18 protein-coding genes are annotated in these 14,501 nt (G+C 45.0%); 6 read left to right on the top strand and 12 right to left on the bottom strand.

The features are described from left to right. On the bottom strand, nt 1-436 hold a 436-nt coding region (tnpA, locus tag RIM23_RS24660; RefSeq protein WP_446370229.1), incomplete at its 3' end, for an IS200/IS605 family transposase. Nucleotides 437-456: 20 nt separating this feature from the next. Here tnpA and RIM23_RS24655 point away from each other — a divergent pair. Both RIM23_RS24655 and RIM23_RS24650 read left to right on the top strand, forming a co-directional pair. Then, nucleotides 457-1,848 carry an RNA-guided endonuclease InsQ/TnpB family protein gene (locus tag RIM23_RS24655; RefSeq protein ID WP_446370227.1) on the top strand — a complete coding sequence of 464 codons (1,392 nt, stop codon included), beginning with the start codon at nt 457-459 and terminating at the stop codon, nt 1,846-1,848. A gap of 875 nt (nt 1,849-2,723) precedes the next feature. Continuing rightward, nucleotides 2,724-3,560, top strand: a complete 837-nt coding sequence (locus RIM23_RS24650; protein WP_446370225.1) for a DUF6816 family protein — start codon at nt 2,724-2,726, stop codon at nt 3,558-3,560. 56 nt (nt 3,561-3,616) lie between these two features. Here the strand turns inward: RIM23_RS24650 and RIM23_RS24645 are convergent, their stop codons facing one another. After that, entirely contained in the window at nt 3,617-3,787 is a 171-nt protein-coding gene (locus tag RIM23_RS24645) for a hypothetical protein (RefSeq protein ID WP_446336369.1), read from the bottom strand. A 214-nt stretch (nt 3,788-4,001) separates the two neighbouring features. Between RIM23_RS24645 and RIM23_RS24640 the strand changes: the two genes are divergently transcribed. Both RIM23_RS24640 and arsS read left to right on the top strand, forming a co-directional pair. Then, nucleotides 4,002-4,127: a hypothetical protein gene (locus tag RIM23_RS24640; protein WP_446370223.1), complete on the top strand. Its 126-nt coding sequence runs from the start codon at nt 4,002-4,004 to the stop codon at nt 4,125-4,127. A gap of 116 nt (nt 4,128-4,243) precedes the next feature. After that, nucleotides 4,244-5,239, top strand: coding sequence for an arsenosugar biosynthesis radical SAM (seleno)protein ArsS (gene arsS, locus RIM23_RS24635; RefSeq protein WP_446370221.1), 996 nt, complete (start codon nt 4,244-4,246; stop codon nt 5,237-5,239). Nucleotides 5,240-5,272: 33 nt separating this feature from the next. On the opposite strand, the gene RIM23_RS24630 is transcribed toward arsS, so the two are convergent. The 8 genes from RIM23_RS24630 to RIM23_RS24595 all read right to left on the bottom strand — a co-directional run bounded on the left by RIM23_RS24630 (nt 5,273) and on the right by RIM23_RS24595 (nt 11,220). Continuing rightward, the gene (locus tag RIM23_RS24630; RefSeq protein ID WP_446370219.1) at nt 5,273-5,434 is read right to left on the bottom strand and encodes a hypothetical protein; all 162 of its coding nucleotides are present in this window, start codon (nt 5,432-5,434) and stop codon (nt 5,273-5,275) included. 328 nt (nt 5,435-5,762) lie between these two features. Continuing rightward, nucleotides 5,763-6,341 carry a hypothetical protein gene (locus tag RIM23_RS24625; RefSeq protein ID WP_446370217.1) on the bottom strand — a complete coding sequence of 193 codons (579 nt, stop codon included), beginning with the start codon at nt 6,339-6,341 and terminating at the stop codon, nt 5,763-5,765. Between the two features lie 49 nt (nt 6,342-6,390). Beyond that, nucleotides 6,391-7,125: an NUDIX hydrolase gene (locus RIM23_RS24620; RefSeq protein WP_446370215.1), complete on the bottom strand. Its 735-nt coding sequence runs from the start codon at nt 7,123-7,125 to the stop codon at nt 6,391-6,393. 93 nt (nt 7,126-7,218) lie between these two features. Next, nucleotides 7,219-7,785, bottom strand: coding sequence for a nicotinate-nucleotide adenylyltransferase (locus RIM23_RS24615; RefSeq protein ID WP_446370213.1), 567 nt, complete (start codon nt 7,783-7,785; stop codon nt 7,219-7,221). A 123-nt stretch (nt 7,786-7,908) separates the two neighbouring features. Beyond that, entirely contained in the window at nt 7,909-8,190 is a 282-nt protein-coding gene (locus RIM23_RS24610; protein WP_446370211.1) for a type II toxin-antitoxin system RelE family toxin, read from the bottom strand. Beyond that, nucleotides 8,177-8,446 carry a type II toxin-antitoxin system Phd/YefM family antitoxin gene (locus RIM23_RS24605; protein WP_446336343.1) on the bottom strand — a complete coding sequence of 90 codons (270 nt, stop codon included), beginning with the start codon at nt 8,444-8,446 and terminating at the stop codon, nt 8,177-8,179. The genes RIM23_RS24610 and RIM23_RS24605 overlap by 14 nt, the downstream gene beginning before the upstream one ends. Before the next feature lie 109 nt (nt 8,447-8,555). After that, nucleotides 8,556-9,932, bottom strand: a complete 1,377-nt coding sequence (locus tag RIM23_RS24600; protein WP_446370209.1) for a nicotinate phosphoribosyltransferase — start codon at nt 9,930-9,932, stop codon at nt 8,556-8,558. Between the two features lie 25 nt (nt 9,933-9,957). Continuing rightward, nucleotides 9,958-11,220: an RNA-guided endonuclease InsQ/TnpB family protein gene (locus RIM23_RS24595; RefSeq protein WP_446370207.1), complete on the bottom strand. Its 1,263-nt coding sequence runs from the start codon at nt 11,218-11,220 to the stop codon at nt 9,958-9,960. Between the two features lie 524 nt (nt 11,221-11,744). Between RIM23_RS24595 and RIM23_RS24590 the strand changes: the two genes are divergently transcribed. Continuing rightward, on the top strand, nt 11,745-11,897 hold the full coding sequence (locus RIM23_RS24590) for a hypothetical protein (RefSeq protein WP_446370205.1): 153 nt from the start codon (nt 11,745-11,747) through the stop codon (nt 11,895-11,897). 447 nt (nt 11,898-12,344) lie between these two features. Here RIM23_RS24590 and RIM23_RS24585 read toward each other — a convergent pair whose 3' ends face one another. Together RIM23_RS24585 and RIM23_RS24580 are read right to left on the bottom strand one after the other, a co-directional pair. Next, the gene (locus RIM23_RS24585; protein ID WP_446370203.1) at nt 12,345-13,037 is read right to left on the bottom strand and encodes a hypothetical protein; all 693 of its coding nucleotides are present in this window, start codon (nt 13,035-13,037) and stop codon (nt 12,345-12,347) included. Between the two features lie 111 nt (nt 13,038-13,148). Then, nucleotides 13,149-13,856 (bottom strand): diacylglycerol/polyprenol kinase family protein, encoded by a 708-nt coding sequence (locus tag RIM23_RS24580; protein WP_446370201.1) that lies wholly within the window; start codon nt 13,854-13,856, stop codon nt 13,149-13,151. A gap of 131 nt (nt 13,857-13,987) precedes the next feature. Here RIM23_RS24580 and yidD point away from each other — a divergent pair, with 131 nt between their 5' ends. Further along, nucleotides 13,988-14,242, top strand: coding sequence for a membrane protein insertion efficiency factor YidD (gene yidD / locus RIM23_RS24575; protein WP_446370231.1), 255 nt, complete (start codon nt 13,988-13,990; stop codon nt 14,240-14,242). Nucleotides 14,243-14,501: the final 259 nt, after the last annotated feature.

The raw sequence follows: 14,501 nt of genomic DNA, 5'->3' as shown, positions 1-14,501 counted from the left end.
AACGAGTAGGTGCATTCTGTCCGCGAATATATCGTTCCAGAACCTCGATATTCGCTCCACCCACAGACTCAATAGCATAGGAGTCATTCCAGAATTCCCTTTTGCTATCGTCATCCTTTTTCCAAAAGAACTGAGCCAGATGCTCAGAAAACTCCTTGTTAACCTTACCACTATTAACAGTCTTCAAGTTATTGATGAACTTAGAAAGTTGCATCTGTGGGTAATAAGAAAACAGCAGATGAACATGGTCATCCTCTCCGTTGAACTCAATCACTGTTACTCCCCATTTTTCGCACAGCCCCCTAATGCTGGTTTCGAGCTGTTCTAGTAGTGCAGCATTAATGCACTTCGCTCGATACTTGGTCGTCAGCACTAAATGCGCTTTAAGGTCTGAGACGGAGCGAGAGCTAGACCTGTAGCGTTTCTTTTTAACCATAGTGCGGTACAATATAAGACATGAAAACAGCCTACCAATACCGCCTGTATCCCAGTGACAAGCAAAAGATCTCCCTCAAGAATGGATTGAGGGTTTGTCGCTATTGGTACAACCGGATGCTGGGTGAACGACTGGATTGGTGGGAGCAGAACCGATGTCCGGTTAATTCCTGTCCCCTGATTTGTCACTTGCCCGAACTCAAGGAACGTCCCAACTACTACAACCAGAAGAATCAACTACCTAGCATCAAGGAAGACTTGGTACTGGTGAGATGGTCAGGAGAACTCTTAGACTTCAGTGATATCTATTCGACTATCTTGCAAAATGTCTGCAAGCGAGTTGACAAGGCATTCGAGCGATACATCAAGGGAGACAAGGATGGGAAACGCTCTCTCCGGCCTCGGTTTAAGAGCGAGTCTCGTTATCGCACGATGGTCTTTGATGGGGCAAAGAATGAGTGGTTGAAGTTCTGCACGGTCAACGGTCGTTGGCTCTACCTAAGGCTTCCCAAGATTGGGCTAGTCAAGGTGAGAACTCATCGCCCGATACCAGATGGTTTTAACCTCAAGCAGGTCAGTGTTACGAACAAATCTGACGGCTGGTATGTGTCATTCATTTTAGACGACCCATCCGTTCCAGACTTTACCCCAGATAAGACAATCCCGACTTGGGACAATTCGATGGGACTAGATGCTGTCCTGAACGAAGATGTGTATATTGCCACCTCTGAAGGTGAAAGCATCCCCTCTCTTAAGCCCCTGAGGAAAAACCTCGACAAGCTAGGGAAGTTGCAGACCAAGCGAAACGCTAAAAACAAAGGGTCTCGCCGTCGCCGTAAACTAGCCAAAAGAGAAGCAAGGTTTCATCAGCGCATTGCTAGGAGTCGTCAAGATTTCCAGTACAAGACAGCGTACAAATTGGTGCGAACCGGGAAGAAGGTGTTTTTCTGTGAGGACTTAAACCTCAAAGGATTGACCAAGCGTAATGCACCTAAACAAGATGATGACGGGAAATACCTTCCCAACGGGCAATCCGCAAAGTCAGGACTGAACAAATCCTGGCTGGATGCTGCATTCGGACAATTCTTTTCCACGCTAAGTTACATAGCTGCAAAAGCTGGGGCTGTGGTCGTTGAAAAGAATCCTGCTTATACTTCCCAAATCCTCTGCTATCGAGACGAGTTTGTATTCACAGATTGTTCGATTCGAGAGTATTGGGATGAACAGTTGCAAATCTGGGTTGATAGAGACATTAATGCTGCTATCAACCTAAAACGTGTAGGGCTGGACGTGTTCCCTACCCTAAAACGCCGTAAAGGGAATCCTGTAGTGGTTTCTTCCACTACTAATAGTACCTTGAAGGAAGTTTTGACCGCCTTATTCAAGGCTTCAGTTGCCCACGCTGTCCCGTAAGGGCAGCGCTGGGTACGTCACGCGATAGGGGATTGTTCACTTGATTAATGTATTCGGTTAAGGGTATTTGTAGGGGCTCTTTCATTGCCCATCCGTGTCAACTTAAGACTTTGTATTACTAGCGCTCAAAGTTTAGATCCCCCTAAATCCCCCATGGAACAAAAGCGAAGCATCCTTTGGCTTCCCCCTTTTTAAGGGGGACTTTGATTAATTTCTGGTTCCCCCCTTTTCCCCCCCTTTTCCCCCCCTTTCAAAGGGGGGCTAGGGGGGATGGGGGGCTAGGGGGGATGGGGGGCTAGGGGGGATGGGGGGCTAGGGGGGATGGGGGGCTAGGGGGGATCTCTTATTAAGTAAGGGTTTCAGCCTTAAGTTGATACCAATGGGCATTGCCGTATCCTTACCGTTTCTTGGGGATATTGATTTTTAATGGATAAGGGTTTCAATCCCTGATAGGGATTCAGGGGAATTCCAAGAGCGGTCATCTGGAAACCTGACACTATGTAGTTTTCATGGTACGGTTGCGCGGCTGATAAAAATAATAGCATCTCAGGGATAGGTCTTGGCAAGAGTCTATTGATAAAATCTCCTGAAAACCAGTTACAGCAAGCTTTTCAAGATTTGCGCGGCTGAGATTTTGCCGTAATGAGGCTCAACCTCTTGTACACAAAGCAATTCAGCCATTTTTCTCAACCTCTTCAAAAAAACACCTACCCATCCGCGCATTAACCTCAATCAATGACAAGGCGGCAAACCCTAACTGGATAAGGAATACAGCCTCAAATTTTAACTCGTCGGAAAAAACACCTACTGGTTGTCGCATCTAGACCGAGAAATTGGCATGATTGGGTAAAGGTTCACTGACGAGGTATCCTACTGTGAGAGCGCTCTCTGTTGTTAACCGACACCGAGCAAAGGTCAATTCAGTTGTGGCAATTATCCCCAGACTCATAGGATTGGGCTTAATCATAGTCTACTGCTTTTGCACAAATCCAGCACAAGCCGGACAATTATCTAATCGCGTGGCGCAATTCCCCAATTGGCAAACTAAACCCCCAGTAACGGCGGCGACTGGGGATTTAGTGTACCCCGATTGGATGGAGGGAACCTGGAATGTTACCAGCACCCTCGTCGAACAAATTGCACCCTTAGCGCCAGAAGTGGTAACACCGGGGATGAAAAGTAATCGCCGCTATTTAAATCAGCCGATGCAGTTTCGGGTACGGTTTGAACGGGTTGATCAGGTGCAATCTAAATCTCGCGATCGCATTATACCCCTTCCCCGACAAAGGGAATCCGGGGTTGTTGCTGATCGAGTATTCAATGGCTTAAATATCGCCCAAGCTTATCTAGGCGATAGCGCTATTCGTTCGGTGAAGGTAGATCCCGCCTCTGTGAATCGGCAAATCACCGAATTGCGATCGGGACGCCAAATTATCTCTATTGTCACAGATCGAAACACAGAAACCCCCAGCCGCGATCGCTTTATTGCTACAGAGGTAACTAATCAATACTTTCGCGGTACAAACCAACCCTATTTAAATCAGGTGGAAACCACAACCGCTTATCATCAATTACCCTCACCTGATTCCGGAATTGAAGCATGGCAAATCACCGCCATTTACCTTTCCCCTCAAGATCCTGATTATTTTAAAGCTTTAGATAAACCCGTCGCCTTGTATCGGTATCGACTCCAGTTAGAACCCATAAAATAGTTATAGTCAGACACCATGACATCAAATTACAGCGGCGTACTTCTCGCCAAATCCAGTTAAAAATCCCACATTCCCATTAAAGTTCCCGGATTAGCAGATGAGGTAATCCACCGACAAGCTAATTTTTTTTTCCTCAGAGGCGTCACATCCATCAAGAAGGGTTTGGTGGTTAATTGCGAACCATTATAAATCGTCTCTTGGCGGGCTTGCTCTTTCACTCCTTTCATTCTTTGGCTCCTGAGTTAATGATATAAAGTAACCTCAGCTTAACTCCTTTGCCAAGCTTCTTGGTGAAGCCAGAATGAAGGTTGAAGTCAAAAATGTAAAGCTATTATTTTGTCTTTGGAAAGATTATTGATCCTAAATCCGATGAAGTCACCCCCTAGGTCTTTTTTCCTAGTCATTTTAAGGCGTCCCATCGATTAGGACAAGAGACGCGCCATGGCTCCGGCGGAACGTCTCTACCATAAGATGTGTCCTAACCGCTATGGCGGTTGCTATAGTCAGCGCTTGTTTTATCAACTTTTTCAGTCTAAATTAAGCCGATTTTCAGCAAAAACTCATTGAACACCTGTTTAATTGTTCCAGACTCAAACTAAATGATTTATTATATACCCAGCCAGCCGAGATGGGTTTGGCTAGCTAGATACTGAAGTCAAGATGTATTTCCCGGAATTCAACCAATGACACAGACAGCCACATTTGCCGTAACACCGTTTAACCAAAAACTAACGACACCTTTAACCAAAAATCAAATTACTGTGGTTCAAATTAATCTGGGAAAACGCTGTAATCTAGCCTGTACCCATTGTCATGTGGAAGCCGGACCCAAACGCACTGAAGAACTTACCCCCGAAATCTGTAACCAACTCATCCAACTAATTCATCGCTTTCCTCAAATCCAAACCGTTGATTTAACGGGTGGCGCACCCGAAATGAATTATGGGTTTAAACCCTTAGTTGAAGCGGCGCGTTCAACGAAAAAAGAAGTGATTGTCCGCTCAAATTTAACCATTTTCTTTGAACCGGGATTCCATGATTTGCCCGAATACTTTGCCCAGCATCAGGTGAGAGTTGTCGCCTCCCTTCCCTGCTATTTAGAAGAAAATGTGGATAAAATGCGGGGAAAAGGGGTCTATAATGATTCGATTCGGGCAATTCAACGGCTAAATCAATTGGGCTATGGAAAAAATTCCAATTTAATCCTGGATTTGGTCTATAACCCATCATTACCCGTGAGTGAAAACTTTTCCTTAACGCCGAATCAAGTTAAATTAGAGCAGGATTATAAATGGTTCCTTAAGGATAATTTTGATATTGACTTTAACCAGTTATTCACGATTACGAATTTACCCGTTGGCAGAACTAAGTTTTACCTGCAAAGAACAAAGCTGTATACGCCTTACCTGAAGTTTCTGGAAGATAACTTTAATCCGACTACAGTGGAACATTTGATGTGCCGTAACGAACTTTCCATTGATTATCGCGGAAATATTTACGACTGCGATTTTAATCAAATGGAAGAGATACCCGCCAAGTCTCGCACTGGGGAAGCTTTAACGGTGAATAAACTATTAGCCGCAGGAACATTAGATATGATTAACGAAATTCGTACCGCCTCCTATTGTTACGGTTGCACCGCTGGGTGTGGTTCGAGTTGTGGCGGTGCACTGACTTAAGCTAAGTTTGTATCATTCGTACAAATAAGCAAGTTAATCAATTTGAATGTAGGGGCGCAAGGCTTGCATCTGTGTAAACTTAAGGTGAACACTCATGCAGGGGGGGGGAGCTTTTGGGCTATTTACCCGCACCCATCGAACTGCTCCACCCTCATCCCCCGTGGCATAGTTGTAGGGGCGGGTTTGACGGTTCACATTTGTTTCCCGCCCTGATGTGACTAAACCCGCCCCGATTCAGTGCAAGGATTCTTTGTGCAATAACCAATGACGAATGACGAATGAGCAAGTATCCTATCTGATGGAAAGGTTTATCAATCAAAGGTGCTGTTATGACTAGCGCGAGAAACGTCCTGAGTGAACTCCAGCAACATGCTCTTGATGTAAAAGGTGCATAAGGGCGGGTTTTGTCGCTCCATTATTGGTGAGCCTTTTGCTATATTAGGGCACGATACTATCGTGTCCCTACCCCATCAATTATCCCTTGTGGTAGGGGTACGGCAATGCCGTACCCTATGCCCTAATATCACTGTCCGTACTTATCAGTTTTAGAGTTTTGTACAGATGAAAGAACTGGATTAGAAGCAGTATCAACATTCTCTAAAGCGGGTTTTAGGATCTGCCAAGCTTGTTGCGCTTCGGGTAAAAATTGATCCCGTGCGGCTTTAGCTTCAGCAAACTTGATTAACGTTTTAGCAAAACTCTTATCTGTCGCCTGCTGCATTTGTTCGGGAGTCAGGGGTTCGGGGCTAAAGAGTGCCTCAATTACCGGACGTAACTCCAACGCCTGCTGCTGTACCTCTTCTAAGCTAACTCGTAAACTGGCTAAATGCGCGATCGCCTTCACCGCTTGAATGATTTCCGGTTCATCTTCTGGCGATTCCGCCGCTGATGGGGGTCCAACGACAATTAAATCTTCACTGCTTAACCCATCAGCAAAACTATTCGCATCTAAGCTGGTATCCTCTGGGTCATCCATCCGGCGTTCAATTTCTTCCAGCGCCTTTTTGCGACTGCGTTCACTGTCCGTTCTGCCGCTAACTTCAATAAATAAACCTAGTTCTTTTAAATGTTTGGTTGTGTACTGAATCGTCGATTTAGTCATAATCGTTTCGATGAACAATAATTATAAAATACGACAAATTGCTGTATCTTTAAAGAAAAACCAATGGCTTATCCTTAAACGGCGCAAATGCCTCAGCATCAAAGCGGTATAAAGACGCTGGACGACCAGCTCCCCGTGAGGCTTTTAGACCTGTATCGGCTAAAAAACCCAACTTCAATAAGCGAGTGCGGAAATTAGAATAATCCGAGAAGTTTTCGCCTAAAACAGTGGTATAGAGTTGATAGAGATCACTGAGCGTAAAAACATCAGGTAATACATCAAACGCTACGGGGCTATACTCCAACTTATTCCGCAAACGCTGATATCCATACTCGATAATTTTGCCATGATCGAAGGCTAGGGGAGGTATTTGCTTAACTGGATACCAAGCAATACCACTAACCCCCTCAGCAATAAACTGTGCTTCTTCAAACCGAACTAAGGCAAAGTAGCTAACCGATAGGTAACGAACACCAAAGCTTTTTGGGGATTCTCTGGGGTCGCGATTCGGACCGCCAAAGGTGTAGAGTTGTTCCAAGTAGAGATTATTGACCCGAATTTTCTCAACTAGAACCCGATGGGCGGCATCTTCTAGGGATTCTCCCCGACGTACCAGAGTTCCTGGCAAACTCCACTGACTGGCAAAAGGTTCATCCTGGCGCATGATTAATAGCACCAAGACGCGGTTTTGTTGAGTATCGACAGAGAAAATAACATTGTCAACACCGACTTTGAAGTCAGCTAACGCTGATTGGTTTATCGGTTTGATGCCGCGTTCTGACATGGTTATCCAAAACTGTGACGTTTTGAACTTAAAAACGTGATAGTCCCCATAAAAGTATAGCCAAGAACGCCCCTATACCTGAATAATTTGTCTTCATCTGTACAATTGTTCTCGATTAATGTAGTTTGCCACGGGAGGTGTGACCACTTCTGGGTCTTTTTTTTCACGATAGGCTGTGGAGGAAACTCCAGGTACATCGAGATCCGCGATCGCAACGTGAGTGTTAAGCTGCCTCAATCTCTCTAAACCTGCCTTGTCTATTTCATAACCGGGACGCGGTACAATCAGTAACTGTACCTGGCGGAGTAATTCTTCAATCCGATACCAACGGGGTATCTGATTGACTAAATCCGAACCCACCACTAGAGTATAGTCCACCCCATCCCCCCAAGTTTCCTTAGCTTTGGCTAACGTTTCTACAGTTCGGCTACAACTAAACTCCTCATGTACACCAATATTATTACGCGGTGTTTCAATTTCAGAAATTAACACCTCTAACATCCGCTTACGGTGTTCCAGGGAAGTTTGGTGAGACTTAAATGGATTATCTGACGCCCAGACAGCGACTTGGTCGTAGTGGTTTGACAACCATCTGAGAATGGTTTTATGAGCTGCAGTGGGTGGATCAGCACTCGTTCCGAATAAGGCAATACTAGTCATATCAAGTCCGGTAGCATCATCATTATATAGTGATACGGGGGATACAGATAAAGGCTGGGTGTAATTGCTTCATCCTGATAATGGCAGCTATTAACCTGGCATTCCCTAAACGTTTAAGTCGCACTATTTAAAGAAGCGTTCTAGTCGTTTATATACATCATCATCGTTACGCTTACCAACCAAGATTACTTCAACCAAATCCTGATTCGGATTGAACCGATATACGATTCGGTACTCACCGCTATCAACCCGATAATAATCTGGATAACCGGATAGCTGTTTGCTATCAGTAGGCAGGGGGTCAACATTCAGTGCCAACACTTTCTTAGCAATTTGAGCCGCAATTTTGGGTTGTAACCCCTTGAGAAAATCCAGAACAGTTTCTAGTCCATCAAGCTTCGCCATTTGCCAAACCTTGGAGAGTTGATGTGAATGTTTCTGTTCCCACCATCTGAGAGTTCTTCAGTGCGGCTACTGCTGTTTGACCTAAAAGCATATCTTCTAATTCTTCGAGGCGCTTGAGTAGTCGCTGGTAGGTCTGTGCGGACATAATCACATGGCTAGGTTGAGATTGCTGCGTCACCACAACAGGCTCAATAGCGGCTTGCTCAAACACTTCACTGTGGCGATCGCGGGCATCTATGAGAGTATAACTATGCATAGCTAGATTTAAGGTTCACGACTATTGGCATTCTGTCTTAATTGTAGATGACTATCGTCACCGTTCTATTCGGCTCAAGGAAGCAGACAGCTAGGGAGGATGTCAAGAATCAGACATCAGCGGCTTCTTGCTCTAATCGTTTTTCCGTTTGTTGAGTAAGCTGTTTTAATTCATCAGAAATGTCTACTTGTAGAGGCTGGGGATCGTCAACTTGACGGATTGAATCAGGAATCATTGCCACAGTCGCCGCTGTGCGTTTTTTGATGTCCGCTAACGGTTCCGGTGGATTTAAGCGTTTACCCTCTTTAACCATCAGTTGCAGCACGGAATACTCCTGTTCTTGAGGGGATTCGGATGCAGTTGCTAGCCGATCTTTGATAATTTTTCCTTCAACGCAATGGCGGAAAACTTGTTTGCGCCCAGGATAGGTTTCCTTACTACTCGACTGCTTCATTGTGGGAATGCCATCCATTTCCACCAGTTTGTACACCCCATTAACCGGCTTACCTGTGACCAGTCGCGTACCGACACCATAGCCGTCAATAATACCACCCGCCTGTTTAATCTTGCCAATCTCCCATTCATCCATATCACCACTGGCAAAGATTTTCGCCTCCGGTAGCAGCGAGTTCACTTGTTTAGACAGATCAGCAATATCTCCAGAATCTAAGCGCACACCTGCAACCTTCGTCTGATTCGCTTTGACCTGTTTTGCCAGACGTTGAGCCGCCGCAACTGTATCATAAGTATCAATTAATAGAGGCGCACTGGGAAAATAGCGTTGAAATGCACTAAATGCCTCATCCTCACTCCCAGATACAGCAGCAATTGCCATAACCAGCGAATGTGCCATTGTGCCACTGGGTTTTTGGTTCAACCTCAGTGCCGCGACCACATTTGAGGTAGAATCAAATCCTGCGGCTAATGCTGCCCGTGCTGCCCAGATTGCGCTTTGTGGACTAAACGCACGGCGGGTACCAAATTCCAACAGCTTGGCATCCTCTCCAGCAACATCTCGCATCCGTGCAGCCCGAGTCGCAATTAGGGTTTGGTAGTTAATTGTATTCAGAATATAAGTTTCTACCAGTTGGGCTTGCCACAGGGGGGCTTCCACCCGCAGCAAGGGTTCATTGGCAAATACGGCGGTTCCTTCGGGTATAGCCCAAACATCGCCAGAGAATCGTCCTGACTTGAGTACTGACCAAAAGCGTTCTGGGACTTGCTCAAACAGCCCTGTTGCCTGCAATGCCTCTATTTGAGATTCATCGAATTGAAGCTTCTCTAGATAATCTAACGCCTGTGCTAAGCCCATGGCAATTAAATAGCCAAAGCCGTTAGGTAAACGTCGCACGAATAATTCAAAGCTGGCGCGTCGATTCTCTAAACCTTCACCAACATAGCAAGCAGCCATGGTCAGTTCATACAGATCAGTCAATAGACTGTAATCGGCTGGAGTCAGAGTGAGTTGTTGGTCTTCCTGTAGCATAGGTTTGCTGAAGATTATTAATGAACTAAAGCGACTTCAACGAAGTAAGTCGCTGTTTCTGGCGCTTCCTTGCTCCTAGTTGCCGCATACTTCCGCATTTGGTAGCGCTAGGCAGCTCGGCGTCTTGAGAGGCTCGTTCCAAACCCCTTGCCCAAATCTCATTAACTTGGGCAGCATTAACGTCTCTATCCTCAACATGATTACACTCACGATTAGAGCAAATATGAACTCTATCAGCCAAGGTCTTAGGTGTTACTTCCCAACATTTAGCGCATCTTTGAGTCGGTTTGAGTTTCTGAGTCGGGGACTCAACATAGAATCCGCCAGCCTCAGCCGCTTTGTAATCCAACAATTGACCTATAATTCCAAATCCAACATCAAGGATAGAGCGATTTAAACCCGCTTTTTGCTTTTTACGCTTACCTTTTTTGGCTCGGCGAGTCATCCCTTTAACGTTTAACTGCTCATTAGCGATTAGGCTATTACCGCTGACTATATCGCTAGTTGTTCTATGGAGCCAATCTTTTCTTTGACACCCTACTTTGCTTTGGAGTTTAGAAACCCTCTTGCGTTCCTTTTTCCATCGGCTTGAACCTTTTATCTTTTTCTTCCTGTTGGGCGCTCTCTTACGTCTTAAACGCTTTGATGCCGCCTTGACCTTTCTGTGTCCCTCCTTAATAAAGTCAGGTTTAGCAATCTTTTCGCCTGTCGATAGCGTTATTGCGTCTTTACAGCCTAGGTCAATACCGATAGAGCCTGTACTTGTCTTGCGGACTGGCTCACACTGGAGTGTAATAGATGCGTACCATTTGCCATTTCTCAAGCAAATCGTACATGTTGTTGCACTCCCCCAAGTTCTAGCTCGACCTCTCATCTGAATGTTCAAGCCCAAGCCTCGCAGCTCTAAGTGACCGTTTTTGCCATTAGAAGAAACTTTCCAGCTTGCTTTATCTGGATAAGTCCAACCTGCATATCTACCCTTGGCTTTGAACTTGGGATATTTCCCTAAACCTTTAAAAAACCTCTGATAGGCGAAATCAACACGCTTTAACGTAGCTTGTAACGTGTGAGAACCTAATTCAGCGTACTCAATCCAAACTTTCTTGAACTCAGGTAAACAATTCTGTTGCTCAAAATAATCTACAGAATGACCCAAGTGTTTGTATTGCGTCCGGCGATTTGCGATAGCCGCATTATAGAGTTCGCCATGCATTTTTCTAGCCCAATGTAACTTGTCACACTGAGATTTGTTGGGATATAATCTGTAGGTTACTCGACGTGTTTTCATGCTACTATTCTATCAAAAGTCTAGCAATTTGACAGGCTTCGGGATGTTGAATCCCTCGCCTGTCCCCTATCCTTCTCCGGCTTACTTCGTTGAAGCCGGAGATTGCCGCGAGCCGCGTTCACAAAGGGAAAGCAGGGAAGCCATGCTGTACTATGAGGAATTAGTACTCTGACCGCGACCTGGTACAGGAATCAGTTCAGTTGCCCCAATTATAGTAGAAATCACCAAAAATAGTTATCTAACAGGTACTGGACTTGGGACAAACTTCGTAGGGGATGTCGGGCTTTTCCGGAAAGGGTGCAACAAATTATTACAGAATGTCAAGGATGTCAAAGAAAATTTATACAAATAGCGAATAATCGGGCGTTTGACTGAACCTTAGGAAAAGTATTGCAAACATAATCAAATAAATGTTGCAAAATACTGTTTTTATGTGGCGCATCCCTCATAATTAACAAGTGAATTGCATACGAATACATCAATTTAAATCTGACTGAGCTTTACTCTATTAGGAGGACAAGGTTATGAATGTTTCCAAACTGTTTGCAGAAATGACCCAATATATATCGGAAGCGGTTGTCAGAATTTTTGGTCCCAGCGACGATGCTTATCCATCTACGGGCGTACAACCCTTCAGTGGTGAACCCTTCCACAAACCCAGAGGAGCGGATTGGTAACATCCGATGAAAATCGGGAAAAAATTGGTTTGGCAACTATTCATGGGTTCATTTAAAAAAGTTAAGTTGGTGAAGATATGTTAAGTTTATTCACCAACTTTTATTTGAGTATTTATTCAAAGGAAATTGATTTGAGAAGCTGAACGCTAGGTTTCTACTACCTTCGACCGCTCTGATGGAGAGTTTAATCTCCCGTTGATAGTAACAAAGTGAAGGAAGCGACAAAAACTTCACACCACCTTTGCTCAGCGATTTGGTTGCACCGTTTGCACATCTGACGTCGCTCTCCTTCAATGTGCAACAAATGGATCACTGCGGCAAAACCTCCAATCCGGTGCAATTCCTTTGTTATTTACCATAGTAGCGGCTAAACTCTTTCACGTTATCGCTCCTTAGGTATAAAGGACAACAATTTGCTATCCATCTAAAAGAGTATAATTTTTGGGTTTACAAGGAGAGTTGACGCAATTGATGTTGCTGTTGATTGAACTGTCTTTGTTCTGGGGTTAACAACTTGTACTCAATTGGAGGACGCATATCCCACTGAGTTTCGGCAAACATCAGTAGAGAGGCGGTCATCACGATACCCGTGGTGAGAAACTGCCATCCCCCTACATAGTTTAAAAGAGCAATACTCAGTAAATGAAAGATACCTGCTAGAGTAAAAGCACGCGATCGCATCCCTATTCCTGTCCCTAAATAACCCACAGCGCACAATCCCAACCATAGAGGACAAAGGCGAATCAACAGATGTCCCCAACCCAGGAAGATGCTCAAATCGGTGAGAATGACACCACCAACCATCAGGACTCCCCAAAAATAAAGTAACCAGTTGAGGCGTTCGACTTTTACCCAAAAGTTAGTGAGTAATACCATCGCTGCGGTGCCAATTAGGGTGAGTCCTGACCAAAGTCCGGCTTGGAGTTTCCAGCTAATCGGCAAAAATTGGGCGGTGATGAAAATCATGGCACAAATTATACCCCAGAACAGGAATACCTGGTCGATACGGGTATAAAAGGCAGATAGCAGAGTCTTGCGTCCGAGTTGCCAATGCAGGCGTAACAATCCTTGACGGTCTTGGTAGTCGAGTTCGTGCTGTTTGATCCGAATAATTGGCTCTGTGGGATTGAAGAAGTTCATGCTATATCTACGTTTGGCAAGAAAGTGTTGTAAAACGTGATCGGTCTTGAGGATGATTTTTTAACTATACTAACAATATATTACAAAATGTGTAGATTATGATCATCAAACTCAAACTAGAGGAAACAGTTGATGAAGGTAAAACGCCAAAGCCGCACTGGCTACAGGTACGGTAAGATTATCCAAGCCCCACTTCGAGAACATTTCTAAAGCGGTAGCCCCTAACGCTACAACTATAGGCACTAACCAGGTTTGCCAAACATTACCCTGGACGCCAAATAGAATTAACCAACTGACCCCATAGCTGATCAGAGTCATCGTCACAGAACCTTCCCAGCTTTTTGTCATCCCCCAGATTTGGTACTTATGCCGCCCAAATCGCTGACCAATCAGTCCCGCTAGTCCATCTCCCCAGGTCATGACTAAAATGCCAATGGCAGCATAGTGGAATTGATGGGGCGACCAAAACCAGGCGATGAGGATACCGATACTCACAGCATAGAAGAATGTGCCAAAACTTCTACGTCCTACACTGTTGATACCGGGCAGAAATGGCACATAATACGACAACAGTGCGATCGCGCTAGCGATGATGGAGGCGGCTATACCAACCCAGGCGGGAATTTGTAACCACCAAGCCAGCAAAATAACATTGCCTGTACCGATGTGAACCACTTTGCGTGCTAATTCTGAACTCGTCGAAGTGTGACGATGGAGTGTCTCAGCGGATAGCACAATCACACCTAGCCCAAGTGCCACAATACTAATCTGGAGCCATAACGCCGGAATTGATTCAAACCAAGGTATTGAGTCAAGCAAGAGTTAACAAGAATAACACAGGAGTGCCTTATCTGAGCGATCCGCCAGAAGACCCTCCCTTGAGCGCGACGGGATGAATGGCGAGTTGTGAAGATTTAGGCAATACATTATCATAGTATCGAGTTGTAATGATGAAAATTTTATTAATTTGGCTAATTCAAGGCTATAAAACCTTTATTTCCCCTATCTTTGGGCCAACCTGTCGATTTCACCCAACCTGTTCAACTTATGCCCTACAAGCCGTTGAACGCTTCGGAGCTTGGCGTGGGAGTATCCTCGCACTGCGGCGTATCTTACGCTGTCATCCATTTCATCCGGGGGGTTACGATCCGATTCCGGAAGCGACTTGCAACAATAAGAGGGGAGACGGGAAGCGGGGTAAGTAGCTGTGCAGATAGAGAAGTAGCAGAGGGAACAGCCGATCTGTAGGGGCGGGTTTTACAGATAACGTTTTGGCACTGTCGGTGAAACTTAACTAAACCCGCCCTGACTAAGTGTGAGAGTTTTGACCGAAAATTGGGGATACAAGCCCCGTCCTTATCGGGCGGCTTTTTATTTGATAAATCGTCCTGTTATTTTGTCAAACAGTTGTATAATGGTGTTAGGAGGTGATGCAATTGTTTAATTTAACCTACGAGTTCAAAC

It is taken from the genome of Coleofasciculus sp. G3-WIS-01 (assembly GCF_040223135.1).
Lineage (GTDB): Bacteria > Cyanobacteriota > Cyanobacteriia > Cyanobacteriales > Coleofasciculaceae > Coleofasciculus.
Note: the sequence above shows the minus strand (reverse complement) of the source record. Positions and strands in the feature narration are given on the sequence as shown.

What these genes read in the sequence shown, in the direction of transcription:
- arsS (WP_446370221.1), top strand. Translation starts at nt 4,244, where the DNA reads ATGACACAGACAGCCACATTTGCCGTAACACCGTTTAACCAAAAACTA.
- RIM23_RS24655 (WP_446370227.1), top strand. Translation starts at nt 457, where the DNA reads ATGAAAACAGCCTACCAATACCGCCTGTATCCCAGTGACAAGCAAAAG.
- RIM23_RS24610 (WP_446370211.1), bottom strand. Translation starts at nt 8,190, where the DNA reads ATGGCGAAGCTTGATGGACTAGAAACTGTTCTGGATTTTCTCAAGGGG.
- RIM23_RS24615 (WP_446370213.1), bottom strand. Translation starts at nt 7,785, where the DNA reads ATGACTAGTATTGCCTTATTCGGAACGAGTGCTGATCCACCCACTGCA.
- RIM23_RS24640 (WP_446370223.1), top strand. Translation starts at nt 4,002, where the DNA reads ATGGCTCCGGCGGAACGTCTCTACCATAAGATGTGTCCTAACCGCTAT.
- RIM23_RS24625 (WP_446370217.1), bottom strand. Translation starts at nt 6,341, where the DNA reads ATGACTAAATCGACGATTCAGTACACAACCAAACATTTAAAAGAACTA.
- RIM23_RS24590 (WP_446370205.1), top strand. Translation starts at nt 11,745, where the DNA reads ATGAATGTTTCCAAACTGTTTGCAGAAATGACCCAATATATATCGGAA.
- RIM23_RS24620 (WP_446370215.1), bottom strand. Translation starts at nt 7,125, where the DNA reads ATGTCAGAACGCGGCATCAAACCGATAAACCAATCAGCGTTAGCTGAC.
- RIM23_RS24645 (WP_446336369.1), bottom strand. Translation starts at nt 3,787, where the DNA reads ATGAAAGGAGTGAAAGAGCAAGCCCGCCAAGAGACGATTTATAATGGT.
- RIM23_RS24600 (WP_446370209.1), bottom strand. Translation starts at nt 9,932, where the DNA reads ATGCTACAGGAAGACCAACAACTCACTCTGACTCCAGCCGATTACAGT.
- RIM23_RS24585 (WP_446370203.1), bottom strand. Translation starts at nt 13,037, where the DNA reads ATGAACTTCTTCAATCCCACAGAGCCAATTATTCGGATCAAACAGCAC.
- RIM23_RS24605 (WP_446336343.1), bottom strand. Translation starts at nt 8,446, where the DNA reads ATGCATAGTTATACTCTCATAGATGCCCGCGATCGCCACAGTGAAGTG.
- yidD (WP_446370231.1), top strand. Translation starts at nt 13,988, where the DNA reads ATGAAAATTTTATTAATTTGGCTAATTCAAGGCTATAAAACCTTTATT.
- RIM23_RS24595 (WP_446370207.1), bottom strand. Translation starts at nt 11,220, where the DNA reads ATGAAAACACGTCGAGTAACCTACAGATTATATCCCAACAAATCTCAG.